The sequence below is a fragment of the Streptomyces sp. NPDC005195 genome (assembly GCF_040608315.1).
Taxonomy (GTDB): domain Bacteria; phylum Actinomycetota; class Actinomycetes; order Streptomycetales; family Streptomycetaceae; genus Streptomyces; species Streptomyces kaempferi.
In genome coordinates this window covers 151,711-172,259 of the sequence record NZ_JBEXHZ010000007.1, presented here as the reverse complement: position 1 = coordinate 172,259, position 20,549 = coordinate 151,711, and the positions used below count along the sequence as shown (strand labels likewise).

The window sequence follows — 20,549 nt, the reverse complement described above, 5'->3', positions numbered from 1 at the left end:
CCCGGGGGCTCCGCCCCCCAGACCCCCGTTCGGCCTGAACGGCCTCGTCCTCACACGCCGGACGGGCCGAAAGACATGCCCTTGGGCGGGGTCGGAGGCGAAGTCCCAGGGACGGGGTCCGCCGGGTGGGCCACCCGGCCGGCGGGGTGACCCCCACAGCCGAAGCATGAGACAGGGCCGCCGCACCCCACACCGCCCCCGCCGTCAACCACACACCTCATCCGTACGCCATGAGGGCGGATCTCCCCGCCCCCCGATGAACACCACCCCGCTGAGGGGACATGACCTGACATGAGTCCCGCCCCGCCGCGCCGCGCCCCGCACCCGCGGAACCGGCACGCGTGGATGCGGGTACTGGCCCTGCTCGTCGTCGCGTTCCTCGCCGCGGGCGCGCAGGCCGGGGCGCTCTCCGCGGCGGCCCCCGTGGCGGTCGCCGTGACGGTCGCCGACGCATCGGGCCACGGCGCCGAACCCGACGTACCCGACACGGCGCTCCGCCCGCCGGGCCGGCCCGGACACGACCGCGTCATCCCGCCGCGCCCCACCCGAGGCACCGCCCCCGGACACCCGGACCCCGCGTCCCGGCCCGGCCCCGCCGCCGCTTCCCCCACGGCCGCCCCGCACGTCCCGCGCTCGGTGGTCCTGCGCTGCTGACAGATCCGGCCGACCAGCGGATCAGGTACCAGCGAACGCAAGGACACCGTCATGACCAACGACCCGTACGCGGTCCTGCGCGCCCTGCTGCGCGCGGAAGCCGCACGCAACGCGCCCAAGCCGAACCCGGACGCCGTCCGGCCGCCCCGACCGGACGAGGTCCGGGACACCGCGTCCCCCTCGGCTCCGGCATCCCCGGCGCTCGCACCCAGGAAGCGCGGGCGCGGCTAGGCGCCCACGGAGACCGGGACGGCCGCCCCGCGCCGGGGCGGCCGTCCCTCCAGCGTGTCCTGCCCCTGTGGCCGGGCGGCGCGAAGGGCGCGGAGGCCGCGAAGGGCGCGAAGGGGTGGACACGTCCTACCGTCTGCGGCGGGCCGTCCCGAAGAGGGAGCGGGTGATCTCCCGCCCGATCTGCGTCCCCACCGACCGCGCCAGGGACTTGAACACACCGCTGGCGACGACCTGCTGGACGACCGACTTCTCCTCCTCGGGGCGGCCCTTCGCGGGCGCCTTCCCCGGCGGAGGCGCGACGTCCCCGGCAGCCCCCGCGCGTGCGGCCTCCTCAGCGGTGAGCCTCTCGTACGCGGACTCGCGATCGACCATCTGCGCGTACCGCCCGTACAGCGAGGACTCCCGCACCGCCCGGTCCAGCGCGTCCGCGTCGACCGGGCCCATCAGGGACCCCGGGGCCCGCAGCCGGGTCACCGCGACCGGCGTCGGCGCGCCCTTCTCGCTCAGCACGGTCACCACGGCCTCGCCGATGCCGAGCGCGGTGAGGACCTCCTCCAGGTCGTACCCGGAGTCCGGGAAGGTCCTCACCGTCGCCTTCAGCGCCTTCTGGTCGTCCGGCGTGAAGGCGCGCAGCGCGTGCTGGACACGGTTGCCGAGCTGCGCGAGGACGTCGGCCGGCACGTCCTTCGGGGTCTGGGTCACGAAGAAGACGCCGACCCCTTTCGAGCGAATGAGACGGACCGTCTGCGTGAGGGACTCCAGGAAGGCCTTCGACGCTCCGGTGAAGAGCAGATGGGCCTCGTCGAAGAGGAAGACCAGTTTCGGCTTGTCGACGTCGCCGACCTCCGGGAGGTCGTGGAAGAGGTCCGCGAGCATCCACATCAGGAAGGTCGAGAAGAGCTGCGGTCTGTCCTGGACCTCGGGGAGTTCGAGGACGGAGACCAGGCCGCGCCCGTCCGGCGCCGTCCGCAGCAGCGCGCCGGTGTCGAACTCCGGTTCCCCGAAGAACGGGCTCATGCCCTGTGCCTCGAACGCGGTGACGGAGCGCAGGATCACCCCGGCGGTCGCCGTCGACAGTCCGCCGATCCCCTTCAGCTCCTGCTTGCCCTCGTCCGAGCTCAGGAACGCGACGACCGCGCGCAGGTCCTTGAGGTCGACCAGTTCGAGGCCCTTCTGGTCGGCGTAGTGGAAGATCAGGCCGAGGCACTGCTCCTGGGTCTGGTTGAGCTGGAGCACCTTCGACAGCAGCACCGGGCCGAAGCTGGTCACCGTGGCCCGTACGGGGATGCCGTGACCCAGACCCCCGAGCGCGAGGAACTCGGCCGGGCAGCCGGCCGGCGTCCACGCCTGGTGGACCTCCTGGGCCCGCGCCCGCACCTTCTCCTGCGGCACGCCCGGCTCCGAGATCCCGGACATGTCGCCCTTGACGTCGGCCAGGAACACCGGCACGCCCTGGACCGAGAGCTGTTCGGCGATCAGCTGCAGCGTCTTGGTCTTGCCGGTGCCGGTGGCACCGGCGACCAGGCCGTGCCGGTTGAGCATGGGCAGCGGGATGCGGATCCGCGCGTCCGGCAGGCACCGCCCTTCCCAGAGCAGGGCGCCCAGGTCGAGAGCGGGTCCTGCGAAGGCGTATCCGGCGGCGATCCTCAGGGCTTCGGCGGGCAGCGCGGCTCCCCCGCTCACCGCTTCCGGACCGATGGCCGCTTCGCCGCTCACCCGTTCAGGTGCTGCTGTCGGAGGCGTCCCCGACCCGGTGTCGCTGTCACTCATGTCAGGCCCCTGTTCCCCGTCGCTTCCCGGTCCGGGTGTGCCCGGCAGGTTCCGGGCGGACAGGGAGAGTTACCGGTTCGCCCGGATTTACCACGTCTTTTCCAGCGTCGCACTCCGTCGCCATGGCTGCGCCCGGAAGGTCTGGGCCGGTAGGCTTTCCGTGTGATCTTCAAGCGCATCGGCAACGGCCGGCCATACCCCGACCACGGCCGGGAAAGCACCCGGCAGTGGGCGGACGTCGCACCGCGCCCGGTCCGCCTCGATCAGCTCGTGACGACCAAGGGCCAACTGGATCTGGAGACCCTCCTCGCGGAGGACTCCACCTTCTACGGCGACCTCTTCGCGCACGTCGTGAAGTGGCAGGGCGATCTGTACCTCGAGGACGGCCTGCACCGCGCCGTCCGCGCCGCGCTGCAGCAGCGCCAGGTGCTCCACGCCCGCGTCCTCGAGCTGGGCTAGCACCCGCCGGACCGGGGTCCCACCCGCTCGAGCGGGGGAAGGTTGACCCTTTTGGGTTGGACTGGGTGCGGGTCAATGATCATTTAGTAGGCATCACAGCCGCGGCACACTACGCTGCGCCCATGAGCATGCTCACTCCCCCTGGCATGGGCGGCCAGTACCGGATCACGGGGGACAAGTACCCACGGATGCGCCGGCCCCGAGGGCGCCGCAAGCTCGTGTTCCTGGTCGTCGTCTGCGTCACCGCGCTCGGGCTGATCGGGTGGGGAACCCTGCAGCTCATCGACGTCTTCACCGGCGGCGGTGACAAGGCCACGGCGGCCGGCACGAAGGCGCACTGCGCGACCGGTCCCGGTCCGTCGGCCAAGGCGTCCACGGCCTCGGTGTCCACCGCCGCCGGCGCCCTGCCCCGGCCCGGCGGGATCACGGTCAACGTCCTGAACGCCACGCCCCGCAGCGGGCTCGCCAAGACCACCGCCGACGAGCTGAAGAAGCGCGGGTTCCGCATCGGTGACGTGGGCAACGCGCCGAAGGCGTACGACAAGAAGGTCGCCGGCCCCGGTCTGCTCCTCGGCTCGACGGCGGCCGTCAAGGCCGCGCTGCCGGTCCTGGGAACCCAGCTCACCGGCGCCCAGCTGAAGGCCGACGGCCGGACGCAGGCGGACCGGGTCGACCTCATCATCGGTACCGGCTTCACGTCACTCACGAAGAAGGAGGACGCCGACAAGGCGCTGGCCCTCCTGGCCGAGCCGAACCCGGACTCCTCCACCAAGCCGAAGAACTGCTGACCGCCGGACGGCGCGACCCGCGCCGCCGACTGCGCCGAACACCCCGAACACCTCGAACAAAAAGAAGGTCCCGCGTCGGACGCGGGACCTTCGACGGCTTCACGGGCCCCGCGGACGGCGGCAGACCGCGCGCGGCGGCCCGGCCGACGGGCCGGTCCTACTCGGCGGCCCCGTACATCCGGTCGCCGGCGTCGCCCAGGCCGGGCACGATGTAGCCGTTCTCGTTCAGACGTTCGTCGACCGACGCCGTGACGACGGTGACGGGCGTCCCCGCGAGCTCGCGCTCCATGAGCTCGACGCCCTCCGGGGCGGCGAGCAGCACGACAGCGGTGACGTCGTCGGCACCGCGCTTGATCAGTTCCTGGATCGCCGCGACGAGCGTGCCGCCGGTGGCCAGCATCGGGTCCAGGACGTAGACCTGGCGCCCGGAGAGGTCGTCCGGCATCCGGGTCGCGTACGTGGACGCCTGGAGGGTCTCCTCGTCGCGCACCATGCCCAGGAAGCCCACCTCGGCGGTCGGCAGCAGCCGCACCATGCCGTCGAGCATGCCGAGGCCCGCGCGCAGGATCGGCACGACCAGCGGGCGCGGATAGGACAGCTTGACGCCCGTCGTGGAGGCCACCGGGGTCACGACGTCGACCTGCTCGGTGCGTACGTCCCTGGTGGCCTCGTAGGCGAGCAGGGTGACCAGCTCGTCGGCGAGCCGCCGGAAGGTCGCGGAGTCGGTGCGCCGGTCGCGCAGGGTGGTGAGCTTATGGGCGACCAGGGGGTGGTCGACGACGTGGAGACGCATGCCCACAACAGTAGCCGGGCCCCCGTCTCGCTCGCGCTGGCATCAAACCGCCCGTCCGAGGGAAGGCGGGAAGGACGAACCTGGGGTGGTGTGCGTATGCCGGACCGCGGAGAGAAGTCCCCGGAGCAGTCCATGCAGCCGAAGCAGCCGAAACGCCCGGCGCGACCCGAGCGGCCCGAGCCGCCGGCGCGGTGGCCGGAGCGGCCGGTCCAGCGGCCGGAGCAGGAGACGGACGCCCAGCGCAGGCGACGCCGGGCCCAGTTCCTCCGTGAACTCACCGAGGCGCGCGAGCTGCGCGACCGTGTCCAGCCACGCCGCGCCAAGGTCGCCCGCCTGCGCCACGCCATGCGCATGCGCACCTTCCGCTGGTAGCTCCGCGGGGATCCGCCCACGCCGTGAGGGCGTAGACATGCACGCGCGACGCCGAGTGCCGCGTACGATCCGCTGGTAGCGATCAAAACAGGCAGACACAGCAGGCCGAAGACATCCCCTGAGCGCTCTGTTTCTGCCACGATTCCGAGTGGGTGGGGTCTCGGAGCAGCACTCCCCGCCCATCGACCTCCGCCGGGGGGACCCCCAACCGGCACGCCTACGACCAGTGGGAGAGTCACGGTGTACTTCGCCGCACTGCTCGCGCGCACCGAAGACGGGTGGGAAGCGAGCGACACAGAGCTCGACGATGTGGAGAGCCTGTCGGATCTGACCGACCTGGCCCGTGAAGCCTCGGAGGAGGACACGGTGCTCGTACTCATCGAGCAGGAGGACGCGTGGTTCGGCGTCGTCCGCGTGGACGGCGAGGAGGACCCTCGTATCTACGTCTCGGATGCCGCAGCCGCCGCCCGCAGCTCGTACGGCGAGATCCTGCTCACGGACGAACTACTAGGACGGGATCCGGGCGACGACGACGCCGACCTGGACTCCCTCGACCTGGACGGCACCGAGGACGGTGAGCCCGACGACGTACACGACTCCGACGACGAGGACGGGGACGGGGGCGAGACCGTGGCCGGCGAGGCCGTCTCGCACAGCCCCGTCGGGGACCGCGAGATCCTCGCCGACCTCGGGGTGAGCGAGAAGGAACTGCTCGCCCTGGACGAAGGCGACGCGCTCAGCACGATCGCCGACGCCCTGGGGGCGGCGGAGGTCCTGGAGACCGTCCGCTAGTTCCCCGGGTTAGGTTTCCCGGGTGAGCGGCACAACAGAGACCTTTCCACGAGATCCGGTACGCGACCGCTGGCGGGCCGCGATGCGGCTCGCCCTGGACGAGGCCGACCGGGCCGTCCAGGGCGGGGACGTCCCCGTCGGCGCCGTCGTGCTGTCCACGGACGGTACGACGGTGCTCGCGGCCGGACACAACGAGCGTGAGGCCACCGGTGATCCGACGGCGCACGCCGAGGTGCTCGCGATCCGCAGGGCCGCCCAGCGGCTCGGCGAGTGGCGGCTGTCCGGCTGCACGCTCGTCGTCACCCTGGAGCCCTGCGCGATGTGCGCGGGCGCGTTGGTGCAGTCCCGGGTGGAGCGAGTGGTCTACGGTGCCCGCGACGAGAAGGCGGGCGCGGCCGGCTCCGTCTGGGACCTCGTACGCGACCGCCGGCTCAACCACCGGCCCGAGGTGATCGGCGGTGTCCTCGACGAGGAGTGCGGGCGTCTTCTCACCGGATTCTTCCGCTCCCGCTGAACCCCCCGGGGGTGCCTGAAACGGATTTCGGACCACGGCCCACCTTGGGGTAGGGTCTTCCTCGGTAGCGTGTCCGAGCGGCCGAAGGAGCTCGCCTCGAAAGCGAGTGTGGCGCAAGTCACCGAGGGTTCAAATCCCTCCGCTACCGCTTGATGAGGGCCCCGTCGAAAGACGGGGCCCTTTGTGCGTATCCCGCCACTGGGGGCCGGGGGAAGCGACGTGCGGGACACGCCGCCGCCCCGGCGAGGGCGGGCCTCGAGTCCGCGCCGCGGGTTCGGAGGAATCCCGTGGCGTGGACCCCGCAGTGAGGTCCGTCCCCGGCCCTGCGGGCTCCCGACCGCCGGACTCGGCTCCATCCTGCGCCTCGACGGCCGCGAGCGGGACCGGCAAAAGGTCCCGGCCAGCAGGCCGTTGGTCCATAAAAAGGGCGTGAAGGTTACACTCGCCGCCGGCAACAGGGGGCCCACCGGGCGCAGCAGTCACAGGGGAGGCCGCGATGGCGGTGAATTCGAAGAAGATCGCCGTCTATGTGGTCGTGGTCTTCGCGCTGTACGTGATCATCACGGATCCGGCGAAGGCGGCCGACTACGTCCAGATAGGATTTGAGGGCATTTCGACCGCCGCTCGGTCCGTCGGCGACTTCATGACGTGGATCGCCGACGGAGCCAAGAACTGAGCGGGGACCCGCGCCGCGCCACCAGGGAGTGCCCGTGATCCGCCATCTGGTCCTCTTCAAGCTCGACGAGGGCGTCGAACGCGACGACCCGCGCGTCGTCGAGGGCGCGGCCGCCTTCCGCGCGCTCGGCGACCTGATCCCCGATCTCCGGTTCTGGGAATGCGGCTGGAACATCACCGACCGGCCCGTCGCGTACGACTTCGCGATCAACTCCGCGGTCGACGACGCGGACGCCCTGCAGCGGTACTTGGAGCATCCGGCGCATCAGGCCGGCGTCGCGCTGTGGCGCGAGTTCGCGACCTGGGTGATCGCCGACTACCCGTTCTGAGCCACGCGCCCCGGAGCCCCTCGCCACGACCGGCGGGGGGCTTCTCCGCGTCACGGGCCCCCAACTCTCCACCATTCCCGCTCAACACGGCTTTATGCGGTGCTTGCACACAGTGCACATGTCTTGTGATGCTATGACCGCTTTTGACGGATGAGTTGACGGATCTGACGGATGACAGAGGTGGAGTTGACCGTGCCGGCCAGTACTGCGCCTCAAGCACCGCCCCAGGAACCGATGGCGCTTCCGGAGCGGGCCCCGCTCCACGAACAGGCGCCTCCCCTGGAGCGGGCCCCCCTCCTGGAACAGCCGGCGCCTCCCCAGGAGCGGGCCCAGGTCCTGGAACAGCCGTCGCCGCTCCAGGAGCGGGCACCGGAGCAGGAGCGCGCCCCTGAGGAGGAGCAGGCCCCGTTCCAGGAAGCCGCCCCCGAGCGCCGCCGCGGTGCCGACACCCGGGCTCTCACCCAGGTGCTCTTCGGCCGCCTCAAGACGCTGGAGCCGGGCACCGCGGAGCACGACCGCGTACGCGGGGCGCTCATCGAGGCGAACCTGCCGCTCGTCCGCTACGCCGCCGCCCGCTTCCGCAGCCGCAACGAGCCCATGGAGGACGTGGTCCAGGTCGGGACCATCGGCCTCATCAACGCGATCGACCGCTTCGACCCGGAGCGGGGCGTGCAGTTCCCGACCTTCGCGATGCCGACGGTCGTCGGCGAGATCAAGCGGTACTTCCGCGACAACGTCCGCACCGTCCACGTACCCCGTCGGCTGCACGAGCTGTGGGTGCAGGTGAACAGCGCCACCGAGGACCTGACGACGGCCTTCGGGCGCACACCCACGACCGCCGAGATCGCCGAGCGGCTGCGCATCACCGAGGAGGAGGTGCTGTCCTGCATCGAGGCCGGGCGCTCGTACCACGCGACCTCCCTGGAGGCGGCCCAGGAGGGCGACGGACTGCCGGGACTGCTCGACCGGCTCGGCTACGAGGACCCCGCGCTCGACGGGGTGGAACACCGCGACCTCGTCCGGCACCTGCTCGTGCAACTGCCCGAACGCGAACAGCGGATCCTCCTGCTGCGCTACTACAGCAATCTGACGCAGTCACAGATCAGCGCCGAGCTGGGCGTTTCCCAGATGCATGTGTCAAGACTCCTCGCCCGCAGCTTCGCACGACTCCGATCCGCAAACAGGATCGAGGCGTAACCGGTAAGAGCGAATCGCTCAGAGGTTCCTTTTCCGTCCGTTCACCCGCGAAAAGCAGTCAGACCCCCATTTTCCAGGGCCGATTCACCCTCTCCATGTCGACATGTCACTACAGCGCGTTGCCGACATGTGACATTCTGCCGGAAGCGCGTTTGCCGTGGCCTCCCGACCGGTATTCAGGTGGAGGCTGCGTTCCTCCGACGGGAGCGTCCGCCGCGACCGTCCGCGACCCAAAGGGGGTGGCATGTCCGCAGACCAGGGCAGCTCGAAGGTGCTCACGCTCACGAAGAGCGACTCGGAGCCCGACGCGCTTCACGCAGTCGACGTCGTCGACATGGTCGACGTATCGGCCCTTCCGGCCCCGGACGCCGTCCCGGCCGCTCCGGCCGCCCAGGCCGCTCCGACCTCGGAAGCCATCGACACCCGCACCCTGTCCCGCTCCCTGTTCCTGCGGCTCGCCGCACTCGGTGAGAACAGCCCGGAGCGCGGCTACGTACGGGACACACTCATCGAGCTGAACCTCCCGCTCGTCCGGTACGCGGCGGCCCGCTTCCGCTCCCGCAACGAGCCGATGGAGGACATCGTCCAGGTCGGCACCATCGGCCTGATCAAGGCGATCGACCGCTTCGACTGCGAACGCGGGGTGGAGTTCCCGACGTTCGCGATGCCCACCGTCGTGGGCGAGATCAAGCGCTTCTTCCGCGACACGTCGTGGTCGGTCCGGGTGCCGCGCCGCCTCCAGGAGCTGCGGCTCGCCCTCACCAAGGCCAGCGACGAGCTCTCCCAGAAGCTCGACCGCTCCCCGACGGTCGCCGAACTCGCCACCGTACTCGGCGTGTCCGAGGAGGACGTGGTCGACGGCCTGGCCGTGGGCAACGCGTACACGGCGTCCTCGCTGGACTCGCCGGCCCCCGAGGACGACGGCGGCGAGGGCTCCCTCGCGGACCGCCTCGGCTACGAGGACACGGCCCTGGAGGGCGTCGAGTACCGCGAGTCGCTGAAGCCGCTGCTCGCCAAGCTCCCGCCCCGCGAGCGCCGCATCATCATGCTGCGCTTCTTCGCGAACATGACCCAGTCGCAGATCGGCGAGGAGGTCGGTATCTCCCAGATGCACGTCTCCCGGCTGCTCACCCGGACCCTCGCCCAGCTGCGGGAAGGACTCATCTCCGACTGAGGAGCCGGCACGGAAGAACAACCCTCCGAGTCTTCATAATTGACGCACCGTCAGTCACACTGGCGCGATGCGTCGAGCGGGTCGAGCGACTTGTGATCCTGGCCGTCGAGGCGCCCTGGTGGGCGCCTCGACGGCTTTGGTGTGTCTGGGCGCCGTGCTGACCGCCTGCGGGAGCGGCGGGAGCGGCGGCCATGTCGCGGCGGGAGTGCCCGGGGGGTCCGGGAGGGCCGTGGCCCCCACCGGGGACGTCTCCCTGGCCCCCCTGGCCGGGGAAGGAGCTTCGGGCCCGGGAAGGGCCCCCGCCGGCACCGGGGCGGCCGGCGACGGGACGGCTCCGGCCGCCGGGAGTCCGGGACCGCCACCGGGCCTCGCGGGAAAGGGCCTCACGGGAAAGGGCCTCACGGGAAAGGGGGCGGGCAGTGGCGCCGGGAACGGCGGTACTCCGGCGCCTCCCGGCGCGGGCGGCGGCCCGGGGCACGCGCGGGCGAGCTCCGGCAGTACACCGACGCCTGCCCCGCCGACGCGCTCGGCACCGTCCACGCCGTCGCCCGCCGCCGTCGTGGTGAGCGCGCCCGAGCGGGAGGCCGCCGGTCCGCGCTGGTGCGAGAAGGTGACCCTCTCCTTCCGCAACACCGGGGGCACCGCGGTCCGTTCGGGCACGGTGACCCTCGGGACACACATCATCGGGGCGCTCGGGATCGACTGGGCCACGATCGGGTCGACGCGGGACCTGCCCGCGCCGATCGCCCCGGGAGCGGGCAGGACGAACTCCTGGACGGTGTGCGTCGACGCCTGGCGTGTGCCGTGGGGCATGCACGTCGAGACGCTGGACGTGTCCGTCCAGTGGAAGTGACCCGCCGCTACCGGCGGGGCGCCGTCACGACAGGGCGAGCCATGCCACGGCGGCCACGACCGCCACGGCGACGACGATGCCGATGATGAGGCCGATGCGGGGACCCGCCGGAGCGGCCACCTGCTGCTGCTGACGGGCCTGGGGGCCCTCGTCGACGAAAGCGCGGAACATCTGGGTGCTACCCGCGGGGTCGTAGTTGCCCTCGGGGCCCTGGGTGTTTGCCATGGCCCAGGACCCTAGCGAATAGCCGGAGCTCGCCCAAGTGCGGGGCCCCTCCAGTGCGCGACCGGGCCTCACAGTGGACTCTCAGTTCGGCACCCCCTCGACCAGCAAGTTTACGTTCGCCAATACGTGCCTTTGCCATGTTTTTATCCCGGCGGGGACCGTTTCGTTTGCCTGCAGCAACCAACTGCATTTATGGTTGCCCCAAGCAACGAATATGGAGGGGCGATGGCCGAGCGGGCGCAGTACGAGGAGCTGGCTCGTCAGCTCAGTGCCATCGGCGCCGTGAAGAGGGAGCTGGCGCGGATCCTGCCGCACGACTGCCCGGCGGGTTCCGCCGCCGTGCTGACGCTGCTGGGCCGCCACGGCGACATGCGGATGAGCAAGCTCGCCGAGCTGCTCTCCGTGGACATGTCCGTGACCAGCCGCCATGTCGCGCATGTCGCCGACCGGGGCTGGATCGAACGCCTCCCCGACCCGGCCGACAAGCGCTCACGCATCCTGCGTCTCACCGGCGCCGGGCAGGCGCGCCTCGACGAGCTCTCCCAGCGCTCCTCACAGCTCTTCGCCGACCGGCTCAGCGACTGGTCCGACCAGGAGGTCGGGCTGCTCAGCCACCTGATGGGCCGGCTGCGCGAGAGCTTCGGCGACTGCCGCGCCACCCAGCGGCCCCCCTGGCCCGCGGAAGCCCAGACAGTCCACGCACCCGCACCGACCACCACCCGTACACCCGCGTAAGCGCACGAAGCACTAGAGAAGGAAGCCCATGGCAACGACCACACCAGCCGGTGTGCGGGCTCACGCCAAGCACGGAGGTGGGTCCTCCGACGGCACTCCGATGACACACCGGCAGATCATGGAGGCGCTCTCCGGGCTGCTCCTCGGCATGTTCGTCGCGATCCTGTCGTCGACGATCGTCACCAACGCCCTGCCCGAGATCGTCGGCGACCTGGGCGGCGGCCAGTCCGCCTACACCTGGGTCGTCACCGCCGCACTGCTCTCCATGACCGCGGCCACGCCCCTGTGGGGCAAGCTCTCCGACCTGTACAGCAAGAAGGCGCTCGTACAGATAGCCCTGATCATCTACGTCCTCGGATCCGCCGCCGCGGGCCTGTCGCAGAACGCCGGCATGCTGATCGCCTGCCGCGTGGTCCAGGGCATCGGCGTCGGCGGTCTGTCCGCCCTCGCCCAGATCGTCATGGCGGCGATGATCTCCCCGCGCGAGCGCGGCCGCTACTCCGGCTACCTCGGCGCGACCTTCGCCGTCGCAACCGTCGGCGGTCCGCTGCTCGGCGGCGTCATCACCGACACCTCGTGGCTCGGCTGGCGCTGGTGCTTCTACGTCGGTGTGCCGTTCGCGGTCATCGCGCTCATCGTGCTGCAGAAGACCCTGCACCTGCCCGTCGTGAAGCGGGAGGTGAAGGTGGACTGGGGCGGCGCGTTCTTCGTCTCGGCCGCGGTCTCGCTGCTGCTGGTCTGGGTCACCTTCGCCGGCGACAAGTACGACTGGATGTCGTGGCAGACCGCCGCGTTGGTCGGCGGCGCGATCCTCCTCGGCGCGCTCTTCGTGCTCGTCGAGTCCAAGGCGAGCGAGCCGATCATCCCGCTGCGGCTGTTCCGCAACCGCACCATCACCCTCTCCTCCCTCGCCTCGCTCTTCGTGGGCGTCGCGATGTTCACCGGCACGGTCTTCTTCAGCCAGTACTTCCAGCTGGCCCGTGACAAGTCCCCGACGATGTCGGGCGTCATGACCATCCCGATGATCGGCGGCCTGTTCATCGCCTCCACGGTCTCCGGCCAGGTCATCACCAAGACCGGCCGCTGGAAGTACTGGCTGGTCAGCGGTGGCGCCCTGATCACCGCGGGCCTGGGCCTGCTGGGCACCATCCGCTACGACACGGCCTACTGGCACGTCGCGATCTTCATGGCGCTGCTGGGCCTCGGCATCGGTATGACGATGCAGAACCTGGTGCTGTCCACGCAGAACCAGGTGGCGCCGTCCGACCTCGGCTCCGCCAGCTCCACGGTGACGTTCTTCCGCTCCCTCGGCGGCGCGATCGGCGTCTCCGCGCTGGGCGCGATCATGTCCACCCGGATCACCGACTACGTCAAGGACGGCCTGACCGGCCTCGACCCCAAGTACGCGGCCGCGGCGGCCTCTTCCGGCACCGGCACCATCCCGGACATGGACGCCCTGCCCGCCCCGCTGCGCACCCTCCTGGAGAGCGCGTACGGCCACGGCATCGCGGACGTCTTCATGATCGCCTCCGCGCTGGCGCTGCTCGCCTTCTTCGTCATGCTGTTCATCAAGGAGGTCCCGCTGCGGACCTCGGGCGCGCTGGCGCAGGCGGCCCAGGCCGCGCAGGCCGACGCGGGGGTTCCCGCCGTCGCCGCCGAACAGGAGGCGCCGGGCCGCGCCGTCCCCGCGACGGGCACCGGCACGCGGACCGAGTCCGCGCCGGAGGGCACCCAGCGGCTCGCCGCCGTCGCCACGGCGACACGGGAGAGCGCCCCGGCACCCTCCGCCGGAATCCCGGTCCGCGGTCACGTCCGCGGCGCCGAGAGCGCGCCGGTGCCGCGGGCCGCGGTCACGCTGATCTCGCTCGCGGGACGGCAGCTGGGCCGGTCGGTCGCACAGGCCGACGGCTCCTACGCGGTGGACGCGCCCGGCACGGGTTCGTACGTCCTGATCGCCTCCGCCGACGGTTTCCAGCCGCAGGCCTCGACGGTCGTCGTGAACGGCGAACCGGTGGCGTACGACATCCTGCTGAGCGGCACGAGCGGTCTGAGCGGGCTCGTGCGGGCCGCCGGCACCGGGACCCCGGTCAAGGACGCCATGGTCATCGTGACCGATGTGCGCGGCGACGTGCTGGCCACCGGGACCACCGGTGAGCAGGGCGAGTTCGGTTTCGCCGAGCTGGTGCCCGGACCCGTGACCGTCGCGGCGAACGCGGCGGGACACCGTCCGCAGGCGCTGCCCGTCGAGGTCGGCGGCGCCGGAGTCACCCGGGTCGAGGTCGAACTCCGCGCCGGCGCCCAGCTCCAGGGCGTCGTACGGGCGCCCGGCGGCCCGCTGCCCGACGCGCGGGTCACGCTGGTCGACGCGGCCGGGAACGTGATCGGTACGGCGCGCACCGGCACGGACGGCGCGTACGCCTTCACCGACCTGGACGGCGGCGAGTACACGGTCATCGCGACGGGTTACCCGCCGGTGGCCACCGCGCTGACCGTCGGCGGTCGCGGGGTCGACGACCACGACATCGAACTCGCCCACCCCGGCGAGTAACAGGAAACCCCGGCCCGTGGGACGCGCGCTCCGAACGGAGGCCGTGCTCCCACGGGCCGGTTCATGTGCAAGACAGGCAGGAGAAACGGGATGGGACTGACCGCACGGATTCGTACGCGGGACGGATGGGCCGTGTCGCACGCGGTCGTCACGGTGACCGACATGACCGGGACACAGGTGCTGCGGGCGGAGGCGGACGCCGAGGGCGCCGTACGGGACGCGGGTGCGCTGACGCCCGGCGCGTACACCGTGATCGTCACCGCGGTCGGGTACGCGCCCGCCGCCTCCAGCGCGATCGTCACGGCGGGCGGACGGGCCGAGGTCGGCACCGTGGTCCTCGCCCGGCAGGGCGGCACCGAGCTGCCGCCGCCCGGCCCGTGGACCGTCGATCCCGCCCACTCCTCGGTGGGGGCCGTCGCCCAGCACCTGGGGATCTCCAGCGTGCACGGCCGGTTCACCGACTTCGCGGGCACCATCGAGATCGCCCCGGACGAGGTGGCCAAGTCCCGGGTGGAGGCGGTGATCCAGGCGGCCTCCATCGACACCGGCAACGGGATGCGCGACGGCCACCTGAGGTCCCCCGACTTCCTGGACGTCGAGACGTACCCGCTGATCACCTACCGTTCCAGCGGCCTGACCCCGGCCGGCTCCGACCGCTGGACCGTCCACGGCGAACTCACCCTGCACGGCGTCGTGCGCCCGGTCGACCTGGACCTCGCCTATCTGGGCACCGGCGCGGACCCGTGGGGCGGCACCCGCGCGGCCTTCCGGGCGACGGCACAACTCCACCGCGAGGACTTCGCGATGAACTACAACCAGGTCGTCCAGGCGGGCATCTCCGCGATCGGCACCACCCTGAAGGTGGAGCTGGACGTACAGGCGGTGCAGGGCGGGACGCTGCCCCAGATGTGAGGTGACACCCCCCGCGGCGCCCCGTTCCCGGGCGCGGGACAGCCCTTAGGCTGCCCTCATGGCACCGAACATCGCGACGAACACCTCCGTATCCCGCGACGAACTGCTCGACTTCGTCCGCCCCCGCCACCGCGCCGTCCTGCTCACCCGCCGGGCCGACGGCAGCCCCCAGGGCTCGCCGTTGACCTGCGGGGTCGACGACGCCGGCCGCGTCGTCCTCTCGACGTACCCCGAGCGCGCCAAGACCCGCAACGCCAAGCGGGACGAGCGGGTCAGCCTGATCGTGCTGAGCGACGAGTGGAACGGGCCGTGGGTCCAGATCGACGGCACCGCCGAGGTCATCGACCCGCCGGACTCCGTCGAACCGCTCGTCGAGTACTACCGGAACATCGCGGGCGAGCACCCGGACTGGGACGAGTACCGCGCGGCGATGCTCAAGCAGGGGAAGTCGATCATCCGGATCACGCCCGAGAAGTGGGGTCCGGTCGCGACGGGCGGTTTCCCCGCGCGTCTGGCGTCCCAGGAGTAGCCGGGAGCACTCCGGAGCCGCGGGTGCCGCGGCGGGCGAGGTCCGCCCCGGTACCAGGCGGTGTCCGCGCCGGTCCTAGGCGGTGTCCGCGCCGCGGGCCACCATGGTCTCGATGCCCGCGATCAGCGTCTCCAGGGCGAACGTGAAGTCCCGTTCGCGCATCTCCTCGACCGTGTCGCCGCCGCGGGCCTCCATCAGGTCCGCGGCGCTCTCGAAGGTGACCGAGAACCGCGGCTGTTCGCTGATCGTGCTCATGGCCTGGCGGAAGTACTCCTCCTGGCTCATGCCCGCCGAGGCGCAGCGCTGCACGAAGTGGCCCTCGATGGTGCCGAACCCGTACACGAACTGGAAGACCGCCGAGAGTGCGCCCATCTGGCCGTGCGGGGGCAGGCCCGTGCTGCGGACCACCTTCTGGACGCAGAGCGAGAAGGCCATGGAGTGCGGGCCGATGTTCAGGAACGTGCCGATGAGCGGTGACACCCAGGGGTGCCGGACCAGCAGCGCGCGGTAGCCGGCGGCCACGGACCGCAGCTGGTCGCGCCAGTCCTCGCCCGACCCGGCCTCGGGCAGCCCCAGTTCGCCGAAGACCGCGTCGAGGGCGAGTTCGAGCAGGTCGTCCTTGGTGTCCACGTACCAGTAGAGGGACATCGCGGTGACGTTCAGTTCGGCGGCCAGCCGTCGCATGGAGAACCGCGCCATCCCCTCGGCGTCCAGCAGCCGTACCGTGACCTCGGTGATCCGGTCCCGGTCGAGCCCCGAGGGCTGACCACCGCCGCGTGCCGCACCGCCCCGGGGGGCCTTTCCCTCCAGCCAGACACTGGTCCGCGCCGGGCGCTCGGCCCGGCCGGCTGCCCTCACCATGGCGTACCTTCCTCGGAACGGGGACTGCGGTCACTCGCGACGGCGGTCCGGAACGCTCGGGTCCGTCCTCCCCGATGCTAAGCGCGCGTCGCGCGGAAGCCGCCCTCGCGGAATCTGCCCTCTCCGTACGCCGTAGCAACGCCGCGGCCGGGCAGTCCCGCCGATCCCGATCCCGGTGCCGCCGGCGAGGCACGGAACGGAAGCGAGCGGTGGCCCGGAGCTCGAACGCTCCGGGCCACCGCCCGGTGAGGGCCGTCGGGGTCGGTTCGTCAGCTCGTCGGCCGCGTCAGGTCGTAGAAGGTGGCCGAACCGACGGTCACCTTCTTGAAGTTGGCCGTGACCCACGAGCTGATCCGGGAGGAGGCGGAGGTGGTGCCCGAGGCGCCGCCGCCCATACCGCCACCCATGCCACCGCCCGAGATGAAGTAGTGGATCCTGCCGTCGGCCACGTACTTCTTGAACTGGGCCAGGGTCGGGGACGGATCGGTGCCGTTGAAGCCGCCGATCGCCATCACCGGCTTTCCGGTGGACAGTTGGTAGCTCGCCGAGTTCTGGGAGCCGACGGCCGCGGCCGCCCAGGTGTAGTCGTCGGCGTTCTTCGACAGCAGCGTCCTCGCCGCGGAGCTGACGTTCGCGCCGTTCAGCAGACCGCCCGCGCCGCCCGCGCCCATGCGGGCGTCGCCCGTGCCACCGCCGGGCATGCCGCCCTGCTGGTTCGGGCCCTGGGTACCGCCGTTGCCCTGGGTGTTCCCGTTGCCCTGCCGGCTCCCGCCGGGGAAGCCACCGGTGCCGCCCGTCGGGGGCCCGCCCGTGCCACCGCCCTGCTGCCCGTTCTGTTGGCCGTTCTGCTGGCCGTTCTGCTGGGTGCCGTTGCCGTTCGGCTGGTTCTGGCCGCCGCCGGGGAAACCGCCCCGCATACCGCCGCCGCCGGGACCGCCGCGGCCGCCCATCGTGCTCGCCCCGGACGGACCGGCCGTCACGATGGAGCCGGAATGCCCGGTGTTCACCGTGGAGAGCGTGTACGCCGTCGGTCCCGCGACCGCGGCCACGAGGCCCAGCCCAGCGGCCGTGAGCGCCAGTCGGCGTCCGAGCCTGGTCACGAAGACCAGGCCGAGCGCGCCCGTCAGACCACCGACGAGGACCAGCCACTTGAGCCAGGGCAGGTAGTCGGAGGTGCGGTTGAGGAGGACGTACCCCCAGGCCGCGGACGCGGTGACCGCACCGGCCAGGGTGAGCGACGCCCACACCTTCCCCCGCTCCTCCCACAGCACCGTCGCGCCCATGCCGACGACGGCAGCGAGGTAGGGGGCCAGGGCCACCGTGTAGTACTGGTGGAAGATGCCGGCCATGTAGCTGAAGACGGCCATGGTCATCAGCAGCGAGCCGCCCCAGGCCAGGAACGAGCCGCGGGTCAGGTCGGTCCGCCCCGCCTTCCGGGTGAGGACGAGGCCGGCCACCAGCAGGATCAGGGCCGCCGGGAGCAGCCAGGAGATCTGGCCGCCGATCTCGGAGTCGAACATCCGGTTCCAGCCGGTCTCGCCCCACATCCCGGTGCCGCCGCCACCGCCACCACCACCGACGCTGCCTGTCTCGTCGCCGTTGATGCGGCCGAGACCGTTGTATCCGAAGGTCAGCTCCAGGAACGAGTTGTTCTGCGAGCCGCCGATGTACGGGCGGGAGGACGCGGGCCACAGCTCGACGATCGCGACCCACCAGCCGCCGGCGACGAGCATCGCGCCCGCCGAGAGGCCGATCTGCGCGAACCGCTTCCGCAGACTCACCGGCGCGCAGACCGCGTACAGCACGGCCAGCGGCGGCAGGATCAGGAACGCCTGGAGCGTCTTGGCGAGGAACGCGAAGCCCACCGCGACGCCCGCCCACACGAGCCACTTCGTCCGGCCGTCCTCCAGGGCGCGGATCACGCAGTAGACCGTGACGGTCATCAGCAGCGCGAGCATCGCGTCCGGGTTGTTGAACCGGAACATCAGCGCGGCGACGGGAGTCAGCGCACAGACCGCGCCCGCGATCAGACCGGCCGCCGGGCCGAACCGGCGGCGCAGGGCCGCGTACAGGACACCGACCGTGGCGACGCCCATGAGCACCTCGGGGACGAGGATCGCCCACGAGCTGAGGCCGAAGACCCGCACCGACAGGGCCATCGGCCACAGCGAGGCCGGGGGCTTGTCGACGGTGATGGCGTTGGCCGAGTCGAGCGAGCCGAAGAAGAAGGCCTTCCAGCTCTGGCTGCCGGCCTGGACGGCCGCCGAATAGAAGGAGTTGGCGTAGCCGGAGGCGCTCAGGTCGTAGAGGTAGAGCAGCGCGGTGGCGACGAGCAGGCCGGCGAAGGCGGGGCGTACCCAGCGCGGGTCCTCGGGCCGGCCTCGCCGGACGCGGTGGAGGAAGGGCCGCCCGGGTTCACCGGGCCCGGGAAGAACGCCCGGTGCGGAGGGGTCTCGCGGGGGCGCATCACCCTGGCCGGTCGGCGGGCGTCGCACGGGAGCCGGGTCCGCGGAGGGATGCGTGTCGGGCCGACGGTCCGTGTCGGACTGACGGTTCGTGTCGGGCTGATAGTTCGTGTCGGGCTGAGTGGTCATCGTGCGTCCCTCGGATCGTGATCGTGCGGGCGCACCGGCTGCAGTTGCATGGTGGCGTCCCCCCAGGTGCGGTCCGCGGCGTCACGGGCGCGGAACTCGTCGGTGTCGTGGGTGCTGTCGTAGGCGCTGTCGTAGGCGCTGTCGTGCGCGCTGTCGTGCGGTGATCGCGTCGCCGCCCGGAGAGGGGACCCCTGTGGATGCCGGCGACCCTGCCGGGGCGGGACCGTCGCGTACGGGTCCGGGGCCGGGGTGTGCGACGCCACCACCGTGGACGACGTACCGTCACTCGTTCCGTCGCGCCGGTCGGGGAAGACCCAGGCGCGGAAGAGCAGGAACCGCAGCACCGTCGCCGCCAGGTTGGCGGCGATCAGTACCGCCAGCTCGGTGGAGTGCGCCGGACTGCTCGTGGCCGCGTTCAGGGCCGCGAGCGATCCGCTGGTGAGCGCGAGGCCGATACCGAAGACGACCAGGCCCTGCGCCTGGTGGCGGACCGCGCCGCCCCGGCCGCGGACCCCGAAGGTCAGCCGCCGGTTGGCGGCGGTGTTGGCGACCGCCGAGACCAGCAGGGCGAACGCGTTGGCGGTCTGTGAGCCGGAGAAGGACCGGAAGCCGCTGTAGAGCAGCAGGTAGAAGAGCGTGGACAGGGCGCCCACCACGCAGAAGCCGACCAGTTGGCGGGCGAGGCCCCCCGGAACGTCGGTCAGGTCGCGGTCGCGCGGGTCGTCCCCGAAGGGGCGCGCGAGCCGGTCCAGCGGCAGCGATCCGGTGCCGAGGGCGCGCCCCACGCGCCACACGCCCTTCAGGTCGTCGGTCGCGGTCCGCACGATGTGCACGGTCGAGTCCGGGTCGTCGACCCAGTCGACCGGCACCTCGTGGATACGCAGTCCGGCACGCTCGGCGAGGACCAGCATCTCGGTGTCGAAGAACCAGCCGGTGTCCTCGACCAGCGGCAGCAGCACCTGCGCGACATCACGGCGGATCGCCTTGAAACCGCACTGCGCGTCCGAGAAGCGCGCCTGCAGCGAGCCGCGCAGGATCAGGTTGTAGCCACGGCTGATGAACTCCCGCTTGGCACCGCGCACCACCCGGGAGCTCCGGGCGAGCCGTGAGCCGATGGCGAGGTCGGAGTGGCCCGAGATCAGCGGGGCCACCAGCGGCAGCAGGGCGTTGAGATCGGTGGACAGGTCCACGTCCATGTAGGCGAGGACCGGGGCGTCCGAGGCCGACCACACGGTGCGCAGCGCGCGTCCGCGGCCCTTCTGTTCGAGCCGGCAGGACCGGACCTCCGGTATCCGCGACTCCAGCCGCGCGGCCACCCGGGAAGTGGTGTCCGTCGACGCGTTGTCCGCGACCGTGATGCGGAACGCGTACGGGAACGTGCGCTTGAGATGCTCGTGGAGTCTCACCACACACCGCTGGAGGTCCTTCTCCTCGTTGTAGACGGGGATCACTACGTCCAGGACAGGCGTACCGGCGGACCCGGCCGGGAGGTGCTCCCGCGCCGGCAGGTTGCCGGGAGAAGAGTCGGTTCGCATGGGAACGAC

Annotated in this window: 22 protein-coding genes and 1 tRNA gene; 17 read left to right on the top strand and 6 right to left on the bottom strand. The window is 71.6% G+C overall.

The genetic code is table 11. The features are described 5' to 3' along the window. Nucleotides 1–291 precede the first annotated feature (291 nt). Nucleotides 292–654: a hypothetical protein gene (locus tag ABZV34_RS11355; protein WP_356273577.1), complete on the top strand. Its 363-nt coding sequence runs from the start codon at nt 292–294 to the stop codon at nt 652–654. Nucleotides 655–705: 51 nt separating this feature from the next. Continuing rightward, nucleotides 706–885 (top strand): hypothetical protein, encoded by a 180-nt coding sequence (locus tag ABZV34_RS11350; RefSeq protein ID WP_356273576.1) that lies wholly within the window; start codon nt 706–708, stop codon nt 883–885. A 126-nt stretch (nt 886–1,011) separates the two neighbouring features. On the opposite strand, the gene ABZV34_RS11345 is transcribed toward ABZV34_RS11350, so the two are convergent. Continuing rightward, a complete protein-coding gene (locus ABZV34_RS11345; RefSeq protein WP_356273574.1) occupies nt 1,012–2,655 on the bottom strand; it encodes a helicase HerA-like domain-containing protein in 1,644 nt (547 codons plus the stop codon). Between the two features lie 162 nt (nt 2,656–2,817). Here ABZV34_RS11345 and ABZV34_RS11340 point away from each other — a divergent pair, with 162 nt between their 5' ends. Both ABZV34_RS11340 and ABZV34_RS11335 read left to right on the top strand, forming a co-directional pair. Continuing rightward, complete coding sequence (locus ABZV34_RS11340; protein WP_003955420.1) at nt 2,818–3,114, top strand: type II toxin-antitoxin system VapB family antitoxin; 297 nt, start codon at nt 2,818–2,820, stop codon at nt 3,112–3,114. Between the two features lie 122 nt (nt 3,115–3,236). Next, on the top strand, nt 3,237–3,902 hold the full coding sequence (locus tag ABZV34_RS11335) for a LytR C-terminal domain-containing protein (RefSeq protein ID WP_356273572.1): 666 nt from the start codon (nt 3,237–3,239) through the stop codon (nt 3,900–3,902). Between the two features lie 157 nt (nt 3,903–4,059). On the opposite strand, the gene upp is transcribed toward ABZV34_RS11335, so the two are convergent. Continuing rightward, on the bottom strand, nt 4,060–4,695 hold the full coding sequence (upp, locus tag ABZV34_RS11330) for a uracil phosphoribosyltransferase (protein WP_356273570.1): 636 nt from the start codon (nt 4,693–4,695) through the stop codon (nt 4,060–4,062). 132 nt (nt 4,696–4,827) lie between these two features. On the opposite strand from upp, the gene ABZV34_RS11325 reads away from it, so the two are divergent. From ABZV34_RS11325 to ABZV34_RS11285, 9 genes are all read left to right on the top strand, one after another. Then, complete coding sequence (locus tag ABZV34_RS11325) at nt 4,828–5,067, top strand: hypothetical protein (RefSeq protein WP_356273691.1); 240 nt, start codon at nt 4,828–4,830, stop codon at nt 5,065–5,067. A gap of 240 nt (nt 5,068–5,307) precedes the next feature. Next, nucleotides 5,308–5,859 carry a hypothetical protein gene (locus ABZV34_RS11320; protein WP_356273568.1) on the top strand — a complete coding sequence of 184 codons (552 nt, stop codon included), beginning with the start codon at nt 5,308–5,310 and terminating at the stop codon, nt 5,857–5,859. Between the two features lie 82 nt (nt 5,860–5,941). Then, nucleotides 5,942–6,373 (top strand): tRNA adenosine(34) deaminase TadA, encoded by a 432-nt coding sequence (gene tadA, locus ABZV34_RS11315; protein WP_356273689.1) that lies wholly within the window; start codon nt 5,942–5,944, stop codon nt 6,371–6,373. 63 nt (nt 6,374–6,436) lie between these two features. Next, nucleotides 6,437–6,521 (top strand) — tRNA-Ser (locus ABZV34_RS11310). A gap of 348 nt (nt 6,522–6,869) precedes the next feature. After that, on the top strand, nt 6,870–7,049 hold the full coding sequence (locus ABZV34_RS11305) for a hypothetical protein (RefSeq protein WP_356273566.1): 180 nt from the start codon (nt 6,870–6,872) through the stop codon (nt 7,047–7,049). A 34-nt stretch (nt 7,050–7,083) separates the two neighbouring features. Further along, nucleotides 7,084–7,377 (top strand): Dabb family protein, encoded by a 294-nt coding sequence (locus ABZV34_RS11300; RefSeq protein WP_356273564.1) that lies wholly within the window; start codon nt 7,084–7,086, stop codon nt 7,375–7,377. Nucleotides 7,378–7,611: 234 nt separating this feature from the next. Beyond that, nucleotides 7,612–8,574, top strand: a complete 963-nt coding sequence (locus tag ABZV34_RS11295; RefSeq protein ID WP_356273563.1) for an RNA polymerase sigma factor SigF — start codon at nt 7,612–7,614, stop codon at nt 8,572–8,574. 244 nt (nt 8,575–8,818) lie between these two features. Continuing rightward, nucleotides 8,819–9,748: an RNA polymerase sigma factor SigF gene (locus ABZV34_RS11290; RefSeq protein ID WP_356273561.1), complete on the top strand. Its 930-nt coding sequence runs from the start codon at nt 8,819–8,821 to the stop codon at nt 9,746–9,748. A 562-nt stretch (nt 9,749–10,310) separates the two neighbouring features. Continuing rightward, complete coding sequence (locus tag ABZV34_RS11285; protein WP_356273559.1) at nt 10,311–10,601, top strand: hypothetical protein; 291 nt, start codon at nt 10,311–10,313, stop codon at nt 10,599–10,601. 24 nt (nt 10,602–10,625) lie between these two features. Here the strand turns inward: ABZV34_RS11285 and ABZV34_RS11280 are convergent, their stop codons facing one another. Continuing rightward, nucleotides 10,626–10,826 carry a hypothetical protein gene (locus tag ABZV34_RS11280; protein WP_153289730.1) on the bottom strand — a complete coding sequence of 67 codons (201 nt, stop codon included), beginning with the start codon at nt 10,824–10,826 and terminating at the stop codon, nt 10,626–10,628. A gap of 225 nt (nt 10,827–11,051) precedes the next feature. Here ABZV34_RS11280 and ABZV34_RS11275 point away from each other — a divergent pair, with 225 nt between their 5' ends. The 4 genes from ABZV34_RS11275 to ABZV34_RS11260 all read left to right on the top strand — a co-directional run bounded on the left by ABZV34_RS11275 (nt 11,052) and on the right by ABZV34_RS11260 (nt 15,550). After that, nucleotides 11,052–11,561, top strand: a complete 510-nt coding sequence (locus tag ABZV34_RS11275) for a MarR family transcriptional regulator (protein WP_356273557.1) — start codon at nt 11,052–11,054, stop codon at nt 11,559–11,561. Between the two features lie 28 nt (nt 11,562–11,589). After that, entirely contained in the window at nt 11,590–14,109 is a 2,520-nt protein-coding gene (locus ABZV34_RS11270; protein WP_356273555.1) for an MFS transporter, read from the top strand. A 90-nt stretch (nt 14,110–14,199) separates the two neighbouring features. After that, nucleotides 14,200–15,021, top strand: coding sequence for a YceI family protein (locus tag ABZV34_RS11265; protein WP_356273553.1), 822 nt, complete (start codon nt 14,200–14,202; stop codon nt 15,019–15,021). Nucleotides 15,022–15,079: 58 nt separating this feature from the next. Further along, entirely contained in the window at nt 15,080–15,550 is a 471-nt protein-coding gene (locus tag ABZV34_RS11260; RefSeq protein ID WP_356273551.1) for a PPOX class F420-dependent oxidoreductase, read from the top strand. Nucleotides 15,551–15,625: 75 nt separating this feature from the next. On the opposite strand, the gene ABZV34_RS11255 is transcribed toward ABZV34_RS11260, so the two are convergent. The 3 genes from ABZV34_RS11255 to ABZV34_RS11245 all read right to left on the bottom strand — a co-directional run bounded on the left by ABZV34_RS11255 (nt 15,626) and on the right by ABZV34_RS11245 (nt 20,540). After that, nucleotides 15,626–16,411, bottom strand: coding sequence for a TetR/AcrR family transcriptional regulator (locus tag ABZV34_RS11255; RefSeq protein ID WP_356273549.1), 786 nt, complete (start codon nt 16,409–16,411; stop codon nt 15,626–15,628). Between the two features lie 269 nt (nt 16,412–16,680). Then, a complete protein-coding gene (locus ABZV34_RS11250) occupies nt 16,681–19,005 on the bottom strand; it encodes a glycosyltransferase family 39 protein (protein WP_356273548.1) in 2,325 nt (774 codons plus the stop codon). After that, complete coding sequence (locus ABZV34_RS11245) at nt 19,002–20,540, bottom strand: bifunctional glycosyltransferase family 2/GtrA family protein (RefSeq protein ID WP_356273546.1); 1,539 nt, start codon at nt 20,538–20,540, stop codon at nt 19,002–19,004. Before ABZV34_RS11245 ends, ABZV34_RS11250 begins: the two co-directional genes overlap by 4 nt. Between the last annotated feature and the right edge of the window lie 9 nt (nt 20,541–20,549).

Bases quoted from the DNA above. Each gene is read 5' to 3' on its own strand.
- ABZV34_RS11305 (WP_356273566.1), top strand. From the start codon at position 6,870: ATGGCGGTGAATTCGAAGAAGATCGCCGTCTATGTGGTCGTGGTCTTC.
- ABZV34_RS11245 (WP_356273546.1), bottom strand. From the start codon at position 20,540: ATGCGAACCGACTCTTCTCCCGGCAACCTGCCGGCGCGGGAGCACCTC.
- ABZV34_RS11250 (WP_356273548.1), bottom strand. From the start codon at position 19,005: ATGACCACTCAGCCCGACACGAACTATCAGCCCGACACGAACCGTCAG.
- ABZV34_RS11345 (WP_356273574.1), bottom strand. From the start codon at position 2,655: ATGAGTGACAGCGACACCGGGTCGGGGACGCCTCCGACAGCAGCACCT.
- ABZV34_RS11335 (WP_356273572.1), top strand. From the start codon at position 3,237: ATGAGCATGCTCACTCCCCCTGGCATGGGCGGCCAGTACCGGATCACG.
- ABZV34_RS11350 (WP_356273576.1), top strand. From the start codon at position 706: ATGACCAACGACCCGTACGCGGTCCTGCGCGCCCTGCTGCGCGCGGAA.
- ABZV34_RS11325 (WP_356273691.1), top strand. From the start codon at position 4,828: ATGCAGCCGAAGCAGCCGAAACGCCCGGCGCGACCCGAGCGGCCCGAG.
- ABZV34_RS11355 (WP_356273577.1), top strand. From the start codon at position 292: ATGAGTCCCGCCCCGCCGCGCCGCGCCCCGCACCCGCGGAACCGGCAC.
- ABZV34_RS11265 (WP_356273553.1), top strand. From the start codon at position 14,200: ATGGGACTGACCGCACGGATTCGTACGCGGGACGGATGGGCCGTGTCG.
- ABZV34_RS11260 (WP_356273551.1), top strand. From the start codon at position 15,080: ATGGCACCGAACATCGCGACGAACACCTCCGTATCCCGCGACGAACTG.
- ABZV34_RS11295 (WP_356273563.1), top strand. From the start codon at position 7,612: ATGGCGCTTCCGGAGCGGGCCCCGCTCCACGAACAGGCGCCTCCCCTG.
- ABZV34_RS11280 (WP_153289730.1), bottom strand. From the start codon at position 10,826: ATGGCAAACACCCAGGGCCCCGAGGGCAACTACGACCCCGCGGGTAGC.
- tadA (WP_356273689.1), top strand. From the start codon at position 5,942: ATGCGGCTCGCCCTGGACGAGGCCGACCGGGCCGTCCAGGGCGGGGAC.
- upp (WP_356273570.1), bottom strand. From the start codon at position 4,695: ATGCGTCTCCACGTCGTCGACCACCCCCTGGTCGCCCATAAGCTCACC.
- ABZV34_RS11290 (WP_356273561.1), top strand. From the start codon at position 8,819: ATGTCCGCAGACCAGGGCAGCTCGAAGGTGCTCACGCTCACGAAGAGC.
- ABZV34_RS11275 (WP_356273557.1), top strand. From the start codon at position 11,052: ATGGCCGAGCGGGCGCAGTACGAGGAGCTGGCTCGTCAGCTCAGTGCC.
- ABZV34_RS11270 (WP_356273555.1), top strand. From the start codon at position 11,590: ATGGCAACGACCACACCAGCCGGTGTGCGGGCTCACGCCAAGCACGGA.
- ABZV34_RS11255 (WP_356273549.1), bottom strand. From the start codon at position 16,411: ATGGTGAGGGCAGCCGGCCGGGCCGAGCGCCCGGCGCGGACCAGTGTC.